Source organism: Streptomyces omiyaensis (genome assembly GCF_014650895.1).
In the GTDB taxonomy this organism is placed as follows: domain Bacteria; phylum Actinomycetota; class Actinomycetes; order Streptomycetales; family Streptomycetaceae; genus Streptomyces; species Streptomyces omiyaensis.
Map to the genome: position 1 here is coordinate 219,108 of NZ_BMVV01000011.1, position 17,604 is coordinate 236,711.

The following is a 17,604-nucleotide window of genomic DNA, read 5'->3' on the forward strand; positions in this document are numbered from 1 at the left end:
CCGGCGCCGCGCGGCGGAAACCGCACCCACGGACGGGCGCGTCCCCTCCCGCATGGACCAGATCACGCACGGTTTCCGCCAGCTCCTGCGCTTCGCGCTCCTGGAGGCGCGCTGCTGCGCCTTCGCCGTCGCGCTCGTCGGCGGCATCGCGGTGTCGGCGCTCCTGCCCGACCTCCCCGTCGCCCGCTACGACCTGCTCCTCGGCTACGGGATCCTGCTGACCGCGCTGGCCTGGCGACTGGGCTGGGACAGCGGGCGCGACGTCGCGGTCATCGCCGTCTGCCACCTCGTCGGCCTGCTCTTCGAGCTGGTCAAGGTCCGGATGGGTTCCTGGAGCTACCCGGAGGACGCCGTCACGAAGATCGGCGGGGTGCCCCTCTACGGCGGCTTCCTGTACGCGGCCGTCGGCAGCTACGTCTGCCGCGCCTGGCGCCTGCTCGATCTGCGCCTGACGGGCTACCGGCCCCGGATCATGGCGGTCCTCGCCGGGGCGGTCTACCTCAACTTCTTCAGCCACCACTGGCTGCCCGACGCGCGCTGGGTCCTCGCCGCCCTGCTGCTGCTCGCCACCGCCGGCACCTGGGTCCGCTTCCGGGTCGGCGAGCGGGACCACCGGATGCCGCTCGCCCTCTCCTTCGTCCTCATCGGCTTCTTCCTCTGGATCGCCGAGAACGCAGCCACCTACGTCGGCGCCTGGAGTTACCCCGACCAGCTCGACGGCTGGCAGCCCGTCTCGGTCGCCAAGTTCGGCGCCTGGGCGCTGCTCATCACCGTCACCTTCGTCGTGGCCGCCGCCACGGCCCACCCCACCCGCCGCTCCCCCGCCCCCGCTCCCGACCCGGCCTGATCCGGCCCGGTCCCCCCGGCCCGGGGGCGGTTGGCGTGAACACGCAGGAAGTCGTCATGATGGGGGCATGACGAACGGAGCGGACGGCGGAACGGCGAACGGGCCGGTGGCGTGCACCCGGTGCGGAGCGGCGGACACCACGGCGGTCGCCGAGGCGACCGAGGGCAGCGGGTGCGTGCACTTCGCCGAGGGGACCGTGCTCGCGCTCATGGCCGGGGCGGCGGGCACGTACTACGCCGACGAGCGGGACCTGCCCTGGCTCACGGCGGTCGGCGCCGTCGTCGCGCTGCTCCTCCTCGCCGGCACGGTCGCCGTCGTCCGGAGCGAGAACCGGGACGCGCGCAGGGCCCGGGCCGCCGTGGCCCGCGCCGCCGCGGCCGGCACCGCCGCCACCCGCTACTGCGCCGCGTGCGGGGAGGCGTCCTCCCCGCGGGACGCCGAGGACGCGTGACCCCTCCCCGCCGGGGGCCGGCCCCCGGCTCCCAGGACCTGTCCGGCCGATCATGGCCGTCGGCAGTCGGGGATGATGCCCGGGTGAGCATCATCGTGAAGTTCTTCGTGGCGCCGGACGACACGTCAGCGAGTCTGGCCCTCCAGTCCGGGCCGGAAGGGGCATTCGAGTCGCTCTCCTTCGGCAACTTCGATCCCGAAGAAGCCGTGCTGGAGTGGGAATGTCTTCTGACCGGCGGCAGCTTCGAGGAACTGGTCGAGGCCGGTGAGCCTCGCATCGTTGCCGGCCAGGACAACGACGGGTGCGTCGTCTTCGCGATCTCGCCTCGCCTGTCCACTGCACTCGCGAACGCTGGGCCCTCCAGGTTGCGTGACGTCGCCGCCTCGTGGACCCGGCTGCGTGCGGAGGACGGCGAGGTCATCGGCACGGAGATCGCCGACGCGATCGTGGGTGATCTGGCTGGCCTCGTCAGCAGCGCCCGGCGCCATGACCAGGGCGTCTACTGCTGGGTCGCGTAGGAGTTCATATCCGGAGCCAGATCGCGACGGCCGCCGCGGTGGCGGTGCCGAGGAAGACGTCACCGCGCTTGTCGTAACGCGCGGCGACCGCCCGGAACTGCTTCAGGCGGTTGATCGCCCGCTCGACGGTGTAGCGCTTCTTGTACCGCTCTTCGTCGAAGCCGGGCGGCCGTCCACCGCGTGAGCCCTTGCGCAGGCGGGCCGCCTAACTGTCACTCTTCTCCGGAATCGTGTGGCGGATGCCCCGCCGTCGCAGGTACTCGCGGACAGGGCCGCTGCTGTAGGCCCTGTCGGCCGCGAGGCTGGCGGGCTTCTTGCGCGGCCGTCCCAGGCCCGGTCTGGGCACTCGGATCTTCTCCAGGACCGGCGTGAACTGGGTGCAGTCCGCCCGCTGACCTGGAGTGACGATCAGGGACAGCGGGCGGCAGCGACCGTCCGCGCTCAGGTGGAGCTTGCTGGTGAACCCGCCCCGCGAGCGGCCCAGGCCCTCACCTCCAGCACCACCTCCACCAGGCGGACGATCAGGCTCTGCCACGGCGTCTCGGCCTGGTATTCCACCCCTGCGGCCCCCTTTGATCCCGGGGCCGGCGGCGGATCGGTGCGGGCGCCGGCCGCATGCTGATGCGCACGGACGATAGTGGAGTCGACCGAGACGTCCCAGTCGATCTCGCCTGCGGCGTCGGCCGCGGCCTGGACCTGCTGAAGCAGACGTTCCCACGTGCCGTCGGCCGACCACAGGCGATGGCGCTCGTAGACGGTCTTCCACGGACCGAACCGTTCGGGCAGATCCCGCCACTGCACTCCGGTCCGCACCCGGTGCAGAATCCCGTCGATCACCTGCCGGTGATCCCGCCACCTGCCACAACGCCCGTTGCCGACCGGCAGGAACGGCCGAAGCCGTTCCCACTCGGCATCACTCAGATCACCCCGCCCCATACATAGGACAACGATCCGACCAGGCGACAGTCACATGATCGGCCGGACAAGTCCTAGACGGCCCGCGGCTCGGGCTCCTCGCCCCGGCGGATGCCGAGGGTGGCGAGGAGGTCCTCGTGGAGCTCCATCCAGACGGTGTGGCAGGAGTCGGCGCGCGGGCGGTCGACCCAGGAGAACTCGCCGCGCCGGACCCGCGCGAGGGCCGTGGTGAAGCGCTCGCCGTAGCCGGAGAAGCGGGTGAGCCGGGTGCCGAGTTCGGCGGAGAGGGTGTCCAGGACGCCGCCCAGGACGGTCAGTTCGTCGAGGATCCGGGCGTCCCAGACCGGGTCGGCGTGGGTGTTGACGGCGAGCCGGCCGGTGCCGTCGGGCCGCAGCTGCCAGTCGGTGCAGGCCGTGAGGCAGCGGGAGTTGTACGCGAGGAAGGTCTCGTACCGCTCGCGGACGAAGGGGCCGTGGCCCGTCCCGGCCAGCTCCTCGGCGAGCAGCCGCTCCCCCTCCGCCCGGCCGGCCTCGGTGAGGCTCCAGCCGGAGGTGCCCGCGAAGGCGCTCCGGGTCACCCGGCCGTACGCCTGGAGGTCGAGCAGCAGCTCGCCGACGGCCTCCTCGTCGAGGCCGAAGCGGGCCGCGGCCTCCGCCTCGGTGGTCACGCCCCGCAGCCGTACGGCGTGCAGGACCAGCAGCTCGGGGGTCGAGGGGTTCATCATGGGGAGAGCCTAGGCAACCCGTGGGGCGGCTCGCGCGTCCTCTCCGGTACAGGCCCGCCTCCGCACCGGAACCGGCCCCGGACCGAGCAAGGACACGCGATGAGCGACAAGGCCCGCACCCTCTTCGACGCGCTCGACCTCGACCAGGACGGCACGCTGACCCGCACCGAGGTCATCCGGGCCCTCCGGGAGAAGGGTCCGACCCTGGCGGCGCGCGGCGTGATCCCCGTCTGGGGCGTCGGGGACGTCGACGACTCCGCGGCGCTCTTCGACGCGTGCGACCAGAACGGCGACCGCGTCCTCAGCTTCGAGGAGTTCGCCGCCGTGGTCGACCGCCGCTTCGGCTGGTGAGACCCGCCCGGACCAGGGAGCACCACGACTCGCAGTTTTTTTGAGCGGAACCCTCGATTTCTTGCGAAGAACGCCGGTCCGGGACGGCGGTGCGCACTCCGCTAGCGGGCCGAAGGCGGCGCGGTGGAGCCGCGGACGACGAGCTCGGGCTCGAAGAGGAGCTCGCCCGGCTGCGAGGACGCGCCCTGGATCTGGGCGCAGAGCAGCTCGACGGCGGCCCGGCCCATCGCCTCGATGGGCTGGCGGACGGTGGAGAGCGGCGGCTCGGTGCAGTTCATGAACGCCGAGTCGTCGAAGCCGACCACCGACACGTCGCCGGGGACGGCGAGGCCGCGCCGGCGGGTGGCCCGGATGGCGCCGAGGGCGAGCGGGTCGCTGGCGCAGACGATGCCGGTGACGCCCTCTTCGAGCAGCCGGTTGGCGGCGGCCTGGCCGCCTTCGAGCGAGAAGATCGAGCGGACCACGTGCGCGTCGGGCAGCGGGGTGCCGGCCGCGTCGGCGACGGCCCGCGCGGCGGCGAGCTTGCGGCGGGAGGGCACGTGGTCGGCGGGGCCGAGGAGCAGGCCGATCCGCTCGTGCCCGAGGGAGGCGAGGTGGCGCCAGGCCTGCTCGACGGCGACGGCGTCGTCGCAGGAGACGCAGGGGAAGTCCAGTCCCTCGATGGAGGCGTTGATGAGGACGACCGGGATGTTCCGCTCGTGGAGCTGGTGGTAGTGGTCGTGGGGGGCGTCGGCCTGCGCGAAGAGCCCGCCGGCGAAGACCACGCCGGAGACCTGCTGCTGGAGCAGGAGGTCCACGTAGTCCGCCTCGGAGACGCCCCCCTTGGTCTGGGTGCAGAGCACGGGGGTGAGCCCCTGCTGGGCGAGCGCGCCTCCGATGACCTCGGCGAAGGCCGGGAAGATGGGGTTCTGCAGCTCGGGCAGGACGAGGCCGACGAGCCGGGCCCGCTCGCCCCTGAGCTGGGTGGGCCGCTCGTAGCCGAGCACGTCCAGGGCGGTGAGGACGGACTGCCGGGTCGCCTCGGACACCCCGGGCTTGCCGTTGAGGACCCGGCTGACCGTCGCCTCGCTGACCCCCACCTTCTTCGCCACCTGAGCAAGTCGTCGCGTCATGCGCGCAAGACTAGCGCAGGCCCCGCAAGAGAATGACAGTCCGTTGCAGTCCGCGCGCAAACAGGGTGGCGGGGCGGGATTCCGGGTCCGGGATCAGACCCGTCCCGCGGTCCTCTCCACGAGCCGGGCGAGGACCCGGCCGCGGGAGGCGGTGAGGCCGTCGTGCTCCCGCTCGTCGGTGGCCCGGACCCGGGCGGCGCCGATCCGGCGGGCGGCGTCGAGCGAGAGACCGGCGTCCACGCGCATGCCGTCGTGGCAGACGACGGCGGCGAGCGGCACCTCCTCGGCCGCCGGGCGCTCGAGGTCGTACAGCGGGGGCCGGTCGGCGCGGGTGGCGAGCAGTTCGGCGGCCTCGGCGAAGGGCCGCAGTCCGGCGATCTCCCGGGACATCCACGGGTGCGTCATCTCGCCGGTGAGCAGCAGAGGTCCGGCGGCCTCGGCGAATTCGGGCCGGCCGGCCAGCGCGCGGTGGGCGGCCCGGCCGGTGGGCCCGGCCCCCTGTCCGTACAGGCTCTCCTGGAGGACGGCGAAGAGCGGGGCGTCGACGGGGCCGGTGAGGGCGGCCACCCGGTGGAGGAAGGCGCCGGAGGGCGCGCCGTCGGCGCCGAGGGCCTCGTCGAGGAGCCAGTGGAGGCGCTCGAAGCCGTCGCCCGCGCCGAGGGCGGGGCCGAGGGTGCGCAGCCGGCGGACCGCGAGGCGGTCGCCGCCGGGGAGGCGGACGTCGTGCGCGTCGAGGAGGTCGGCGAGGCGGCGGAGGAGGACGGCGTCCCCGGGGTGGCGGGCGCAGTACGCGTGGCAGCGGTCGCGGACCCGGGGGCAGGTGCGGGCGTGGACGTCGTCGGCGGTGGCGGCGAGTCCGGGCGGGCCGCCGGCGACGTGGCAGGCGCGCAGCCCTCGGGGTACGCGGGAGAGGTAGGTGAGGGCGAGGAAGCCGCCGTGGCTCTGGCCGAGGGTGTCCCGGGGGGTGTCGCCGCAGAGGTGACGGCGGATCAGCTCGGCGTCGTCGACGACGGCGTCCGCACGGAAGTGGCCCAGGTGCGCGGCGAGTCGGGCGGGGTCGCCGAAGCGGGCGGCCTCGCGCGCGGTGACCGGGGGGGAGCGGCCGGTGCCGCGCCGGTCGAGCGGGACGGCGAAGGTGCGGTCGGTGGTGGCGTACGCGGGGCGCAAGGAGGCTCCCGGAGGGACACGGATGGGTAACGGACGGGCCGAGCGGGATCCCACGCCTTGTCAGTGCAATTTCACATTACTATGTTACGGGTCACATTCCGGCCGCTCTGGCTGTCCGACCGCTCTCCCGCTCTTCCTCGGAGTGACCCATGAACAAGCGCACCCGCACCCTGGCCGTCGCCCTGGTGCCGGCCCTGACCCTCGGCCTCGCGGCCTGCTCCGACGGCCCGTCCGGCGGCAAGACCGGCACGGCGGAGCGGAAGAACCCCGCCGCCGCCAACGCCGGGGCGGTCCTCGGCGGCACCCCGCAGAAGGGCGGCACCCTCACCGTCCTGTCCAACCAGGACTTCTCCCACCTCGACCCGGCCCGCAACTGGGTCATGCCCGACATGGACTTCGGCACCCGGCTGCTCTACCGCACCCTCGTCATGTACAGGGCCGAGCCCGGCGCGAAGGGCAGCGAGCTGGTCCCCGACCTCGCCGAGGACCTCGGCACCCCCTCGAACGGGGCGAAGACCTGGACCTTCCGCCTCAAGCCCGGCCTGAAGTACGAGGACGGCACCGCCATCACCGCCCAGGACATCAAGCACAACGTCGAGCGCTCCTTCTCCCCCGACCTGCCGGGCGGCCCCGACTACGCGGCCCGCTACCTGGCCGGCGCCAAGGGCTACCTCGGCCCGTCCGAGGGCAGGCACCTCGACTCGGTCCGGACGCCCGACGCGCGCACGATCGCCTTCGACTTCCACACGCCCTTCGCGGAGTTCCCCTTCGCCGCGACCCTGCCGACCTTCTCCCCGGTGCCCCCGGCACGCGACAAGGGCCCCCGGTACGACAACCGCCCGTTCTCCTCGGGGCCGTACAAGGTCGACGCCTACGCCCGCGACAAGCAGCTGGTCCTGGTCCGCAACCCCCACTGGGACCCGAAGAGCGACGCCGTCCGCAAGGCCTACCCGGACCGGATCGTCGTCACCATGGGCCTCAAGGGCAACCAGGTCGACGACCGCCTGATCGCCTCGGCCGGCGCCGACGCCTCCGCCGTCCCGTGGGCCGCCCTCCGGCCCGAGTCGACCTCGAAGGTGCTGACGAAGCCCGAGGTGAAGGCCCGGCTCCTCGCCGAGTCCAGCACCTGCAACGAGATGCTCCAGATGCACACCGGCCGCGCCCCCTTCGACGACGTGCGGGTCCGCCGGGCCGTGCAGTACGCCCTCGACCGCGAGGCGATCGTCACCGCGGCCGGCGGCCCCGCCCTCACCGAGGCCTCCACCGCCGCCATGCCCGGCGCCCTCTTCACCGGCGGCAGGCAGCCCGACACCCTGGGGATCCCGCTCGCCGGCGACCCCGAGAAGGCCAAGCGGCTCCTGGAGGAGGCCGGGAAGGCGGGCGGCTTCTCCACCAGCGTCACCGTCTCCGTCAACGACAAGGCCATCGGCGAGGCCATCCAGCAGTCCCTGGGCCGGGCCGGGATCGAGGTGACGATCGAGACCGTCGACCCGTCCGCCTTCTACGACACCATCGGCGACACCAGGAACCGCACCGACCTCGTCTACACCGGCTGGTGCCCCGACTTCCCCTCCGGCTCCACCTTCCTCCCCTTCGTCTTCGACGGACGCGGCATCAAGGAGAAGGGCAACTCCGGCAACCACTCCCTCTTCCGCGACGACGCCACCCAGAAGCGGATCGACGAGATCGGCGCCATGACCGACGGCGCCGCCGCCCACAAGGCCTGGCAGGAGCTGGACGGACGGATCCTCGCCCAGGCCCCCGTCGCCCCCGGCGCCGTGAAGCGCCGCCCGCTCGTCCTCGGCACCAACATCGCCGGCGCCTTCGGCCACACCTCCTACGGCGGCCAGATCGACTACGCCACGATCGGCCTCAAGGACCCGTCCCAGAGCACGGACTGAAGGACGCCCTCCCCATGACCACGACCACCACCTCCCCTCCGGTGCACGGGGGCGGCGGAGCCTGGCGGCTCGTCCGCGCGGAACTCCGCCGCCGGGCCTCCCTGAAGGTCTCCCTCGCCGTCGTCGCCCTCTTCGCGCTGATGACCGTCGCCGCCCCGCTGATCGGCTCGCTGGGCGGCTGGGGCCCGGAGGAGTTCGACAAGTCCGCCGTCGACCCGTACCTCGGCGGACTGCCGATCGGGCCGCTCGGCGGCGTCTCCGCCGAGCACTGGCTCGGCGTCGAACCCGTCACCGGCCGCGACCTGTTCGCCCGGGTCGTCCACGGCGCCCAGGTCTCCCTGCTGATCGCCTTCGCCGCCACCGCGATCGTCGTCCTCGCGGGCACCACGGCCGGCATCGCCGCCGGCTACTTCGGCGGCCGCACCGACACCGTGCTCTCCCGTCTCATGGACCTCACGATGTCCTTCCCCTCCCTCATCTTCATGATCGCGATGATGTCGGTGGCCCGGGACGTCGACCGGATCCTGCTGATGACCCTCGTCATCGGCCTCTTCGGCTGGCCCGGCCTCGCCCGGGTCGTCCGCGGCCAGACCCTCTCCCTCAAGCACCGCGAGTACGTCGACGCGGCCCGCGTCGGCGGCTCGGGGCCCTGGCGGATCCTCGCCCGCGACATCCTCCCGGGCGTCGCGGGGCCGGTCATCGCCTACACCACGCTGATGGTCCCCGGCATGATCGCCACCGAGGCCGCGCTCAGCTACCTCGGCGTCGGGGTCCGCCCGCCCACCCCGTCCTGGGGCCAGATGATCGCCGAGTCCGTCGCCTACTACGACACCGACCCCCTGTACTTCCTGGTGCCGAGCCTCTGCCTCTTCCTCACCGTCCTCGCGTTCACGCTCCTCGGCGACGCGCTGCGCGACGTCCTCGACCCCCGGGGGAGCCGCACGTGATCCTCTACCTCGGCCGCCGGCTCCTCCAGGTGCTCGGCGTCCTCCTCGCCATCGCCGCCGTCACCTTCACCATCTTCTACGTCCTGCCCTCCGACCCGGCCGCCGCCGCCTGCGGCAAGGCGTGCAGCGACGAGCGCCTGGAGGCGATCCGCGCCCACATGGGCCTCGACCGGCCGGTCTGGAGCCAGTTCGCCGACTTCGTCACCGGCGTCTTCACCGGCCGGACCATGGGCACCGGCCAGTACGCCCTCCGGTGCGACTTCCCCTGCCTCGGCTACTCCTACGAGAACAGCGAGAACGTCTGGGACCTGCTCGTCGACCGCCTCCCCGTCTCCGCCTCGCTCGCCGCCGGCGCCGCCGTGCTCTGGCTGGCCCTCGGCCTGTCGGCCGGCGTCACCGCGGCGCTCCGCAAGGACACCCTCACCGACCGGGCACTGATGGTCGGCGCGGTCGCCGCCGCCTCCCTGCCGGTCTACTTCACCTCCGTCCTGCTCATCCACGGACTGATCCGGCTCACCGGGCTGCTCCCCTACCCGCAGTACGTCCCCCTCACCTCCGACCCGCTCTCCTGGGCCTCCAACCTGCTGCTGCCGTGGGTGGCGCTCGCCGTCCTGTACGCCGCCATGTACGCCCGGCAGAGCCGCGGTTCGATGATCGAGTCGATGGCGGAGCCGTACATCCGCACCGCCCGCGCCAAGGGGCTGCCGCGCCGCACGGTCGTCGTCAAGCACGGCCTGCGGGCCGGCATGACCCCGGTGCTCACCCTCTTCGGCATGGACCTCGGGGGGCTCCTCGCCGGAGCCGTCATCACCGAGTCCCTCTTCGGTCTCCCCGGCGTCGGACGCCTCTTCTACGGCGCCCTCAGCACCGGGGACCAGCCGGTCATCCTCGGGGTGACGCTGCTCGCCGCCGCCTTCATCGTCGTCGCCAACCTGGCCGTGGACCTGCTGTACGCCGTCGTCGACCCGCGAGTGAGGTACTGATGGCCGAGCCCTCCCCCCTGCTGACCGTCCGGAACCTCGGTGTCGCCTTCCGCACCCCGCGCGGCCCCGTCCGGGCCGTGGACTCCCTCTCCTTCGACGTGCCGCACGGCCGCACCCTCGGCATCGTCGGCGAGTCCGGCTCCGGCAAGTCCGTGACCTCGCTCGCCGTCATGGGCCTGCACACCGGCGCCGAGGTCACCGGCTCCGTCGCCCTCGAAGGACGCGAACTCGTCGGCCTGTCCGAGCCGGAGCTCAACCGGCTGCGCGGCCGGCGGATGGCGATGATCTTCCAGGACCCGCTGTCCAGCCTCCACCCCTACTACACCGTCGGCGAGCAGATCGCCGAGCACCACCGGGTCCACTTCGGCAGCCGGCGGTCCGCCGCCCGGGCCCGTGCGATCGAGGCGCTCGCCGAGGTCGGCATCCCCGAACCGAAGCGCCGGGCCGGGGAGCACCCCCACCAGTTCTCCGGCGGCATGCGCCAGCGCGTCATGATCGCCATGGCACTGGTCTGCGAACCGGACCTGCTCATCGCCGACGAACCGACCACCGCGCTCGACGTCACCGTCCAGGCCCAGATCCTCGACCTGCTCGCCCGGCTCCAGCAGGAACGCCGCCTCTCCATCGTGATGATCACCCACGACCTGGGCGTGGTCGCCCGGGTCGCCCACGAGGTGCTCGTCATGTACGGCGGCCGGGCCGCCGAACAGGCCCCGGTGGACGCCCTGTTCGCCACTCCCGCACACCCGTACACCCGCGGGCTGCTCGACTCGCTGCCCCGGCTCGACGACCCCGACGACGTGCCGCTGCGGGCCATCCCCGGCACCCCGCCCTCCCTCCTGGAGCCCGCGCCCGGCTGCGCCTTCGCGCCCCGCTGCGCCCGCGCGGCGGCCGGCACCGCCGGGGAGCGGGAGCGGTGCGCGACCGAGCGGCCCGCGCCCGGCGGCCCCGAGGACCACACCGCCGCCTGCCACTTCGCCTCCTTCCCGGCCACCGCCGCGCACGAAGGGACCGCAACGTGACCACGACGCCCCTCCCCGGCACGGACCCCGCCCCGCCGCTGCTGCGGGTCCGGGACCTCGCCATGACCTTCCCCGGACGCCGCCGCTCGGCGCCCGTGCGGGCCGTCGACGGGGTCGGCTTCGACCTGGCGGCGGGCGAGACCCTCGGCCTGGTCGGCGAGTCGGGCTGCGGCAAGTCGACCACCGGCCGGATGATCGTCCGGCTCCTGGAGCCGACCGCCGGCTCCGTCGAGTACGACGGCCGGCCCATCGCCCACCTCCCGCAACGGGCCCTGAAACCGCTCCGGCGCGAGATCCAGATGGTCTTCCAGGACCCGCACTCCTCCCTCAACCCGCGCCAGCGGGTGGCCAGGATCATCGCCGATCCGCTGCTGGTGCAGGGGAGTCCGGCGACGGAGGCGCGCGGGCGGGCGCTGGAGCTGATGGAGCTGGTCGGGCTCATCCCCGAGCACGCCGACCGCTTCCCGCACGAGTTCTCCGGCGGCCAGGCGCAGCGCATCGGCATCGCCCGGGCGCTCGCGACGGGCCCGCGGCTCGTCGTCGCCGACGAGCCGGTCTCCGCGCTCGACGTCTCCGTCCAGGCGCAGATCGTCAACCTGATGGAACGGCTCCAGGAAGAGCTCGGCCTCTCCTACCTGTTCATCGCCCACGACCTGTCGGTGGTGAAGCGGGTCTGCGACCGGGTCGCCGTCATGTACCTGGGCCGGATCGTCGAGATCGGCGCCAAGGACCGGGTGTACGGGGCCCCCGCCCACCCCTACACCCGGGCGCTGCTCTCCGCCGTGCCGCTGCCGGACCCGGCGGCCGAGCGGGCCCGGGAGCGCATCACCCTCCTCGGCGACCCGCCGAGCCCCGCCGCTCCCCCGCCGGGCTGCACCTTCCACCCGCGCTGCCCGAAGGCCCGGGCGATCTGCCGCGCCGAGGCGCCGGCCCTGCGACCGCTCGCGCCCGGCGAACCCCGGGAAGTGGCCTGCCACTTCCCGGAGCAGGACTGAGCCCCGGCCCCGGGCGGGGCCGAGTCCCGGGTGGGGCCGAACCCCGGTCCGCGTCCCGGGCCGGGTCCGCCGGAGGACATCGCCAGGCCCATCAGCAGGGCCATCGCCCAGGGCGCCGCGATCAGGAGCAGCGCGGCGGAGGCGGCGGCGATCCTCACCCCCCGGAAGGAGCGCCGGTACGGCGGCAGCCAGCAGAGCACCAGCAGCACGGCGGCGATCCCCCTCGTCACGTCGAGGCCGCTCGTGTGACCGCCGCCGAAGAAAGCGAACTCCCCCACCAGGAGCGGGAGTCCGGGAAGCGTCACCCCGAGGGGCGCCTTCCACCAGGTGGGGTCGGTACGGGTGACGGTAGCGGAGTCGCTGTTCCGGGTGCCGGTGTTCCGGGTGCCGTCGCCGGTCGCCGTGGTCATGCCCCCAGTCGACCACCGGCCCGCCCGGCACGGAATCCGGACCGGTACTCGGAACGGCCGCGGCAGGTACTCGGGCCGGGGCGCCGCGTGCGCGGGTACGGGCGCCTCGTCCGCGCGCGGGCGCCGCGCCCCCGAGACACCGGGGCGGACCTCCGCCGGACGACGCCCGGCCGGCCGGCGGGACCGCGCGGAGAAGAAGTGCCGGGCGGCCGTCACGCTCCCGCGCGCGGCTCCGCCAGGGGGACCGGGCTCCGGCCCTCCCCGGGGCCGGGGGCGGTGTCAGGCGTCCTGGATGCGGCGGACGGGACGCACGGCCTCCAGGGCGAACGCGGCTTCGAGCAGGGTGCGTTCGCTGCCCGGGCGACCGGAGAGCAGGACGCCGACCGGCAGCCCGTCGGCCGTGGTGCGCGCGCTGGGCAGCGAGAGCGACGGCGTTCCCACCACGTTGTCGACGGGGGTGTAGGCCACGTACTCCAGGATCCGCTCGACCAGGACGGGGTACGGGACGGTGGGCGCGAGGTGCCCGATCGGCGGCGTGGTGCGGGCGAGGACCGGGGTGAGGACGAGGTCGAGGCCGCGCAGGGCCGCCGCGTACGCCACCTTGGTCCGCCGCAGCCGGCGGACCACGCCGGGGGTGTCGCGCCAGCGCCGCACGTACTCCTCGCGCAGCCCCCGGCTGAGGCCGTCCATCCGGTGCCGGTCGAAGTCGGCGCCGAGGGTGCGGCCGGTGGCGCCGAGGAGGAAGGAGAGCATGCCCCAGTAGGTGAGGAAGTCCTCGGTGAAGCGGGGGTCGATGTCCATGACGACGGGCTCGACGGTGTGGCCGAGGCCCCGCAGGGTGGCGACGGTGTCGGTGACGGCGGCGCGGGTGTCGTCGTCGCAGGGGACGCCGTTGGGCGAGTCCAGCAGGTAGCCGATGCGCAGCCGGCGGTCCGAGGGGCCCTCGACCAGGCCGACGGGCGGCAGCCCGGGGTTGCGGTGGTGGCGCTCGGCGGCGGCGAGGAAGGCGGCGGAGTCCCGGACCGTGCGGGTCACCACGCCGTCGGTGACGAGGTCGACCGGCAGGTGCCTGCTCTGGTCGTTGGCGACGACGCGGCCCCGGGTGGGCTTGAGTCCGACGAGTCCGCAGCAGGCGGCGGGGATCCGGATGGAGCCGCCGCCGTCGTTGGCGTGGGCGAGGGGGACGGCCCCGGCGGCGACGAGCGCGGCGGCGCCGCCGGAGGAGCCGCCCGCGGAGTGGCCGGTGTGCCAGGGGTTGCGGACGGGCTCGGCCGACTCGTACTCGGTGGTCGGGCTGAAGCCGAACTCCGGCAGCCGGGTCTTGCCCAGGACCGTGACGCCGGTGCTCAGGAGCTGCCGGACGAAGGGGGCGTGGCGGCGGGCCGGGCCGGGCGTGAAGGCGGCGCTGCCGTGGCCGGTGGGCAGGCCCGCGTAGTCGGTGTTGTCCTTGACCAGCGTGGGGACGCCGGCGAAGGCCCCCTCGGTGCCGCCGCGGAGCTCCGGCGGGTCGAGCGGGATCTGCACCGCCCGGAGTTCCGCGACCGCCCGGACGCGGGCGGCGGCGTCCCGGGCGACCTCCGCGGGGCTGGTCTCGCGCCGCCGGATCGCCTCGGCCAGGCCGACGGCGTCGTGCTCGCCCAGGGAGTCGTCCCGGAAGGCGTGCACCGTGGTCCGCTTCTCGAAAGTCACCGCTGCCTCAGCCCCCGGTGTCGTGGTTGGATGCCGTCATCATGGCGTACCCACGGGTAACACGCGAGGGCCGGGCGGGGTGCGGGGTCGTGCGGCGGGGTGGGGCGGGGCGGGGCCGTCGAGGGCTAACGGCCCTGGAGCCGCTTGACGTTGTCGCCGAAGGTCCAGTTCTTCGAACCGTCCCAGTTGGCCGACCAGGTCATCAGGCCCTTGAGCTTGCCCCCGTAGCGGTTCCACGCCTGGGCGACGAGGGTGGGCGACATGTAGCCGCCGCCCGCGCCGGGCTGGGCGGGCAGACCGGGGACCTGCTTGTCGTAGGGGACGCGGATGGTGGTGCCCTGGATGACCAGGCCGCGGTCGAGACAGTCGGTCTGGGCGGCGAAGCCGGCGACGGTGCCCGCGGCGTAGGAGTCGCCGGAGCAGCCGTACATGCTGCCGTTGTAGTACTGCATGTTGAGCCACCACAGACGTCCGTTGTCCGCGTACTTCTTGACGATCGGGAGGTACGCCCCCCAGATCGAGCCGTACGCGACGCTGCCGCCGGTGACGTAGGCGGTCTCGGGGGCCATGGTCAGGCCGAAGCCCGCGGGCATCCGGGCGAGGACGCCGTCGATGATGCGGATCAGGTTGGCCTGGGAGGCGGAGAGGGTGGTGATGCTGCCGCTGCCGACGAGGCCGGTCTCGATGTCGATGTCGATGCCGTCGAAGTTGTACTTCTGGAGGATCGGGACGATCGTCGCGACGAAGCGGTCGGCGACCGCCTGGGAGCTGAGGTCGATGCCGGCGGCGGCGCCGCCGATCGACATCAGCAGGGTGGCGCCCGCGGCCTTGGCGCGGCACATCTCGGCCGGGGTGGAGACGCGGACGGTGTTGTCCATCCCGTCCTCCCACAGCACCGTGCCGTCCGAACGGATCACCGGGAAGGCGGCGTTGATGACGTTGTAGCCGTGGGCGGCGAGCCGGGCGTCGTCGATGGGGACCCAGCCGAAGGGCGGGTGGACGCCGTTGGCCGCGCCGTCCCAGTTCTCCCAGTAGCCCTGGAGCACCTTCCCGGTGGGCCTGGGCTTGAGGGCGCAGGTGTCGGCGGCGGCCCCGGCGGGGGCGGCCTGCGCGGGGGCGACGACGGTGGCGAGCAGGGCGGCGGTGACGCTCAGGCCCGCTCCGAGGGCGCGGACGATCCGTGAGCCTGGCATGCGTGCTCCTTGGGACGTGGGGGGTCGGTCCGGGGCGTGGCGCGCGCTCCAGCAGACCGTAGATTGGTCCAGACCTAGCGTCAACCACCCCTGCGGTGAAGCGAGTTGACCTCGGGCGGCGGGAGCGGTGACAGCCGGCCACCGAGCCCGTCGGCGGGGCGGGGGGCGAGGGGCCGGACGAGCAGGGCCGAGACCATCCGGACCGCCGCCCGGGTGACAACGGGCGGCGAGCGGTACCACGTGGCACCGCGTGGTGCGCGATGACGCCAGATGGCGCCACCAAGGCGTCACGTGACGCCACATGGCGCCACACGACCCCACCCCACAGGAGCACGGAGCCGCCTCGCCATCGCCACGGACGAGGAGGGCCACCCCGCCCAGAGCCGTCTTTCCCGGGTAAAAACCGAGGCGGCGCAAGGCCGTTGGGATCACAGGGCAGCGCCCCGAGCCCCCGGCCGACCACTCGGCACCAGACGGCACCGCTCGGCGCCATGTGGCGGCACCTGACGCCACCCATGACGCCGAGAAAGGCCTGATGGTGCCACTTGGCGCCATCATGGGTTGTGCATGGCGCCATAGTGGTGCCATGATGACGTCATGGACCTCACCCCGTACGTCGACAGCCTCCGCCGCGAACTCGCGGTGGCCGCCGAAGCCGGTGGCGACGAAGCCCGCGAGCTGGCCGAGCGACTCACCGCCCCCCTGGAGTCGGCGACCCGCCTGACCATGCTCAACGTGCTCTCCGCCGCCATGGACGAGATCACCCGTGAGCTCGCCCCCGGCTCGGTCGACGTGCGGCTCCGCGGACTGGACCCCGACTTCGTCGTCACGCCGCCGCCCACCGACAGCGGCACCCCGACGGGACCGGTCGCCCCTTCCGGACCCCTCCCGCTCCCGGCCGCCGCCGAGGGCGACGAGGGCGGCACCGCCCGCGTCAACCTGCGCCTGCCGACCCACCTCAAGGCCCGCGCCGAGGAGGCCGCCGCCCGCGAGGGCATGTCGGTCAACGCCTGGCTCGTCCGGGCCGTGTCGGCCGCCGTCGGCGGCGGCGCACCCCGTGCGGCGGAGAAGCCCCGGACCACCGGACAGAGCATCACGGGCTGGGTCCGCTAGCCCGCACACCCACCCTCAGCACCCCCTCCCACCGAGCCACCCCTCACGGCCCCCACCAGCGGGGACGACCCGACGACCCCAGAGGACGGGACAGCCATGCCTTCTTTCGACACTCCCGCACCGATCTCCGTCACCGCGTACGTCTACGCCGGCTCGCTGCAGTTCACGACGGCCGACCGCCCCGACACCGTCGTCGAGGTGCGGCCGCGCAACCCGAAGAAGGACCTGGACGTGCGGGCGGCCGAGCAGACCGACGTGGCCTGCGTGGGCGGTGTCCTGACCGTCAGGACGCCCAAGGCCAACCTGCTCGGCCGGGGCGGCACCGTCGACATCGCGGTGGACCTGCCCGCCGGCTCCCTCATCGACGTGACCGGCACCGGCGCCTCCGTCCTCGGCGAGGGCCGGCTCGGCGAGACCCGGGTGAAGATCTCGGCCGGAGACGTCCGCCTCGACACCACGGGCCCGCTGACGCTGAACGTGTCGCACGGTTCGAGCACCGTGGACCGCGTCGAGGGCCCCGCCGAGATCACCACCAGCACCGGCACCGTGCGCGTCGGCACGATCGCCGGGACCGCCGTCCTGAAGAACTCGCACGGCAGCACCGTCGTCGACGCCGTGACCGGCGAACTGCGGGTGAACGGCGCCCACGGCTCCGTCGAGATCGCGCGCGCCGGGGCCGGCGTCACGGGCACCACGACGCACGGCAACCTCCGGGTCGCCGAGGTCTCCAGCGGAGAGGTCCGGCTGGAGACCTCCAACGGCTCCATCGAGATCGGCGTCCGGGACGGCACCGCCGCCTGGCTCGACGTCAGCTCCCACCGGGGGCAGGTGCGCAACGCGCTCGCCTCCTCCGAGGCGCCGGAGGCGACCGAGACCTCCGTCACGATCCGGGCACGGACCAACTGGGGCAACATCGACATCCGCCGCGCCCGCGACTGACGCCCCGGCCCCTCCCTCACCGGGCCCCCGGGCCCCCTCCCCCGGCACCTCCCACCTCCTCCTCCCACCCTTCGATCGGAGGGCCCCATGCCTTCTTCTGTCATGCTCATGCCCAGTCAGGCGGACGGCCGCCCGGCTCCCCCCGCCATCACGGCGAACGGTCTGCGCAAGTCGTACGGCGACAAGGTCGTCCTCGACGGAGTCGACCTCCACATCCCGGCCGGAACGGTCTTCGCGCTGCTCGGCCCGAACGGCGCCGGCAAGACGACCGCCGTGAAGATCCTCTCCACCCTGGTCACCCCCGACTCCGGCCAGGCCACCGTCGC

At 73.7% G+C, this 17,604-nt stretch carries 18 protein-coding genes and 1 pseudogene; 13 read left to right on the top strand and 6 right to left on the bottom strand.

The window, feature by feature from the left end:
* Positions 1–52 precede the first annotated feature (52 nt).
* The 3 genes from IE287_RS20485 (at position 53) to IE287_RS20495 (ending at position 1,816) form a co-directional block, all read left to right on the top strand.
* Positions 53–847 (top strand): DUF817 domain-containing protein, encoded by a 795-nt coding sequence (locus IE287_RS20485; protein WP_189850551.1) that lies wholly within the window; start codon positions 53–55, stop codon positions 845–847.
* 67 nt (positions 848–914) lie between these two features.
* Positions 915–1,298, top strand: coding sequence for a hypothetical protein (locus IE287_RS20490; protein ID WP_189850552.1), 384 nt, complete (start codon positions 915–917; stop codon positions 1,296–1,298).
* 83 nt (positions 1,299–1,381) lie between these two features.
* A complete protein-coding gene (locus IE287_RS20495; protein ID WP_189850553.1) occupies positions 1,382–1,816 on the top strand; it encodes a hypothetical protein in 435 nt (144 codons plus the stop codon).
* Positions 1,817–1,820: 4 nt separating this feature from the next.
* Here the strand turns inward: IE287_RS20495 and IE287_RS20500 are convergent.
* Together IE287_RS20500 and IE287_RS20505 are read right to left on the bottom strand one after the other, a co-directional pair.
* A pseudogene (locus IE287_RS20500) lies at positions 1,821–2,752 on the bottom strand (IS5 family transposase).
* A 53-nt stretch (positions 2,753–2,805) separates the two neighbouring features.
* Positions 2,806–3,456, bottom strand: a complete 651-nt coding sequence (locus IE287_RS20505; RefSeq protein WP_189850554.1) for a transcriptional regulator — start codon at positions 3,454–3,456, stop codon at positions 2,806–2,808.
* A 99-nt stretch (positions 3,457–3,555) separates the two neighbouring features.
* On the opposite strand from IE287_RS20505, the gene IE287_RS20510 reads away from it, so the two are divergent.
* Positions 3,556–3,807: an EF-hand domain-containing protein gene (locus IE287_RS20510; RefSeq protein ID WP_189850555.1), complete on the top strand. Its 252-nt coding sequence runs from the start codon at positions 3,556–3,558 to the stop codon at positions 3,805–3,807.
* Positions 3,808–3,908: 101 nt separating this feature from the next.
* On the opposite strand, the gene IE287_RS20515 is transcribed toward IE287_RS20510, so the two are convergent.
* Together IE287_RS20515 and IE287_RS20520 are read right to left on the bottom strand one after the other, a co-directional pair.
* The gene (locus IE287_RS20515) at positions 3,909–4,919 is read right to left on the bottom strand and encodes a LacI family DNA-binding transcriptional regulator (protein WP_189850556.1); all 1,011 of its coding nucleotides are present in this window, start codon (positions 4,917–4,919) and stop codon (positions 3,909–3,911) included.
* 93 nt (positions 4,920–5,012) lie between these two features.
* A complete protein-coding gene (locus tag IE287_RS20520) occupies positions 5,013–6,086 on the bottom strand; it encodes an alpha/beta fold hydrolase (protein WP_229883615.1) in 1,074 nt (357 codons plus the stop codon).
* A gap of 149 nt (positions 6,087–6,235) precedes the next feature.
* On the opposite strand from IE287_RS20520, the gene IE287_RS20525 reads away from it, so the two are divergent.
* From IE287_RS20525 to IE287_RS20550, 6 genes are all read left to right on the top strand, one after another.
* Entirely contained in the window at positions 6,236–7,987 is a 1,752-nt protein-coding gene (locus IE287_RS20525) for an ABC transporter substrate-binding protein (protein WP_189850558.1), read from the top strand.
* 14 nt (positions 7,988–8,001) lie between these two features.
* Positions 8,002–8,934, top strand: a complete 933-nt coding sequence (locus tag IE287_RS20530) for an ABC transporter permease (RefSeq protein WP_189850559.1) — start codon at positions 8,002–8,004, stop codon at positions 8,932–8,934.
* A complete protein-coding gene (locus tag IE287_RS20535; RefSeq protein WP_189850560.1) occupies positions 8,931–9,917 on the top strand; it encodes an ABC transporter permease in 987 nt (328 codons plus the stop codon). The genes IE287_RS20530 and IE287_RS20535 overlap by 4 nt, the downstream gene beginning before the upstream one ends.
* Positions 9,917–10,939 carry an ABC transporter ATP-binding protein gene (locus IE287_RS20540; RefSeq protein ID WP_189850561.1) on the top strand — a complete coding sequence of 341 codons (1,023 nt, stop codon included), beginning with the start codon at positions 9,917–9,919 and terminating at the stop codon, positions 10,937–10,939. The genes IE287_RS20535 and IE287_RS20540 overlap by 1 nt, the downstream gene beginning before the upstream one ends.
* Before the next feature lie 62 nt (positions 10,940–11,001).
* Positions 11,002–11,934: an ABC transporter ATP-binding protein gene (locus IE287_RS20545; protein WP_189850589.1), complete on the top strand. Its 933-nt coding sequence runs from the start codon at positions 11,002–11,004 to the stop codon at positions 11,932–11,934.
* Positions 11,935–11,964: 30 nt separating this feature from the next.
* Positions 11,965–12,183: a hypothetical protein gene (locus IE287_RS20550; RefSeq protein WP_189850562.1), complete on the top strand. Its 219-nt coding sequence runs from the start codon at positions 11,965–11,967 to the stop codon at positions 12,181–12,183.
* Between the two features lie 440 nt (positions 12,184–12,623).
* On the opposite strand, the gene IE287_RS20555 is transcribed toward IE287_RS20550, so the two are convergent.
* Both IE287_RS20555 and IE287_RS20560 read right to left on the bottom strand, forming a co-directional pair.
* A complete protein-coding gene (locus IE287_RS20555; RefSeq protein ID WP_189850563.1) occupies positions 12,624–14,033 on the bottom strand; it encodes an amidase in 1,410 nt (469 codons plus the stop codon).
* 125 nt (positions 14,034–14,158) lie between these two features.
* On the bottom strand, positions 14,159–15,226 hold the full coding sequence (locus tag IE287_RS20560; RefSeq protein ID WP_189850564.1) for a chitinase: 1,068 nt from the start codon (positions 15,224–15,226) through the stop codon (positions 14,159–14,161).
* Positions 15,227–15,823: 597 nt separating this feature from the next.
* Between IE287_RS20560 and IE287_RS20565 the strand changes: the two genes are divergently transcribed.
* The 3 genes from IE287_RS20565 to IE287_RS20575 form a co-directional block, all read left to right on the top strand.
* Positions 15,824–16,339, top strand: a complete 516-nt coding sequence (locus IE287_RS20565) for a toxin-antitoxin system HicB family antitoxin (RefSeq protein WP_189850565.1) — start codon at positions 15,824–15,826, stop codon at positions 16,337–16,339.
* A 96-nt stretch (positions 16,340–16,435) separates the two neighbouring features.
* Positions 16,436–17,278, top strand: a complete 843-nt coding sequence (locus IE287_RS20570) for a DUF4097 family beta strand repeat-containing protein (protein WP_189850566.1) — start codon at positions 16,436–16,438, stop codon at positions 17,276–17,278.
* An 87-nt stretch (positions 17,279–17,365) separates the two neighbouring features.
* The coding region (locus IE287_RS20575; RefSeq protein ID WP_189850567.1) for an ATP-binding cassette domain-containing protein at positions 17,366–17,604 on the top strand (239 nt) is incomplete at its 3' end.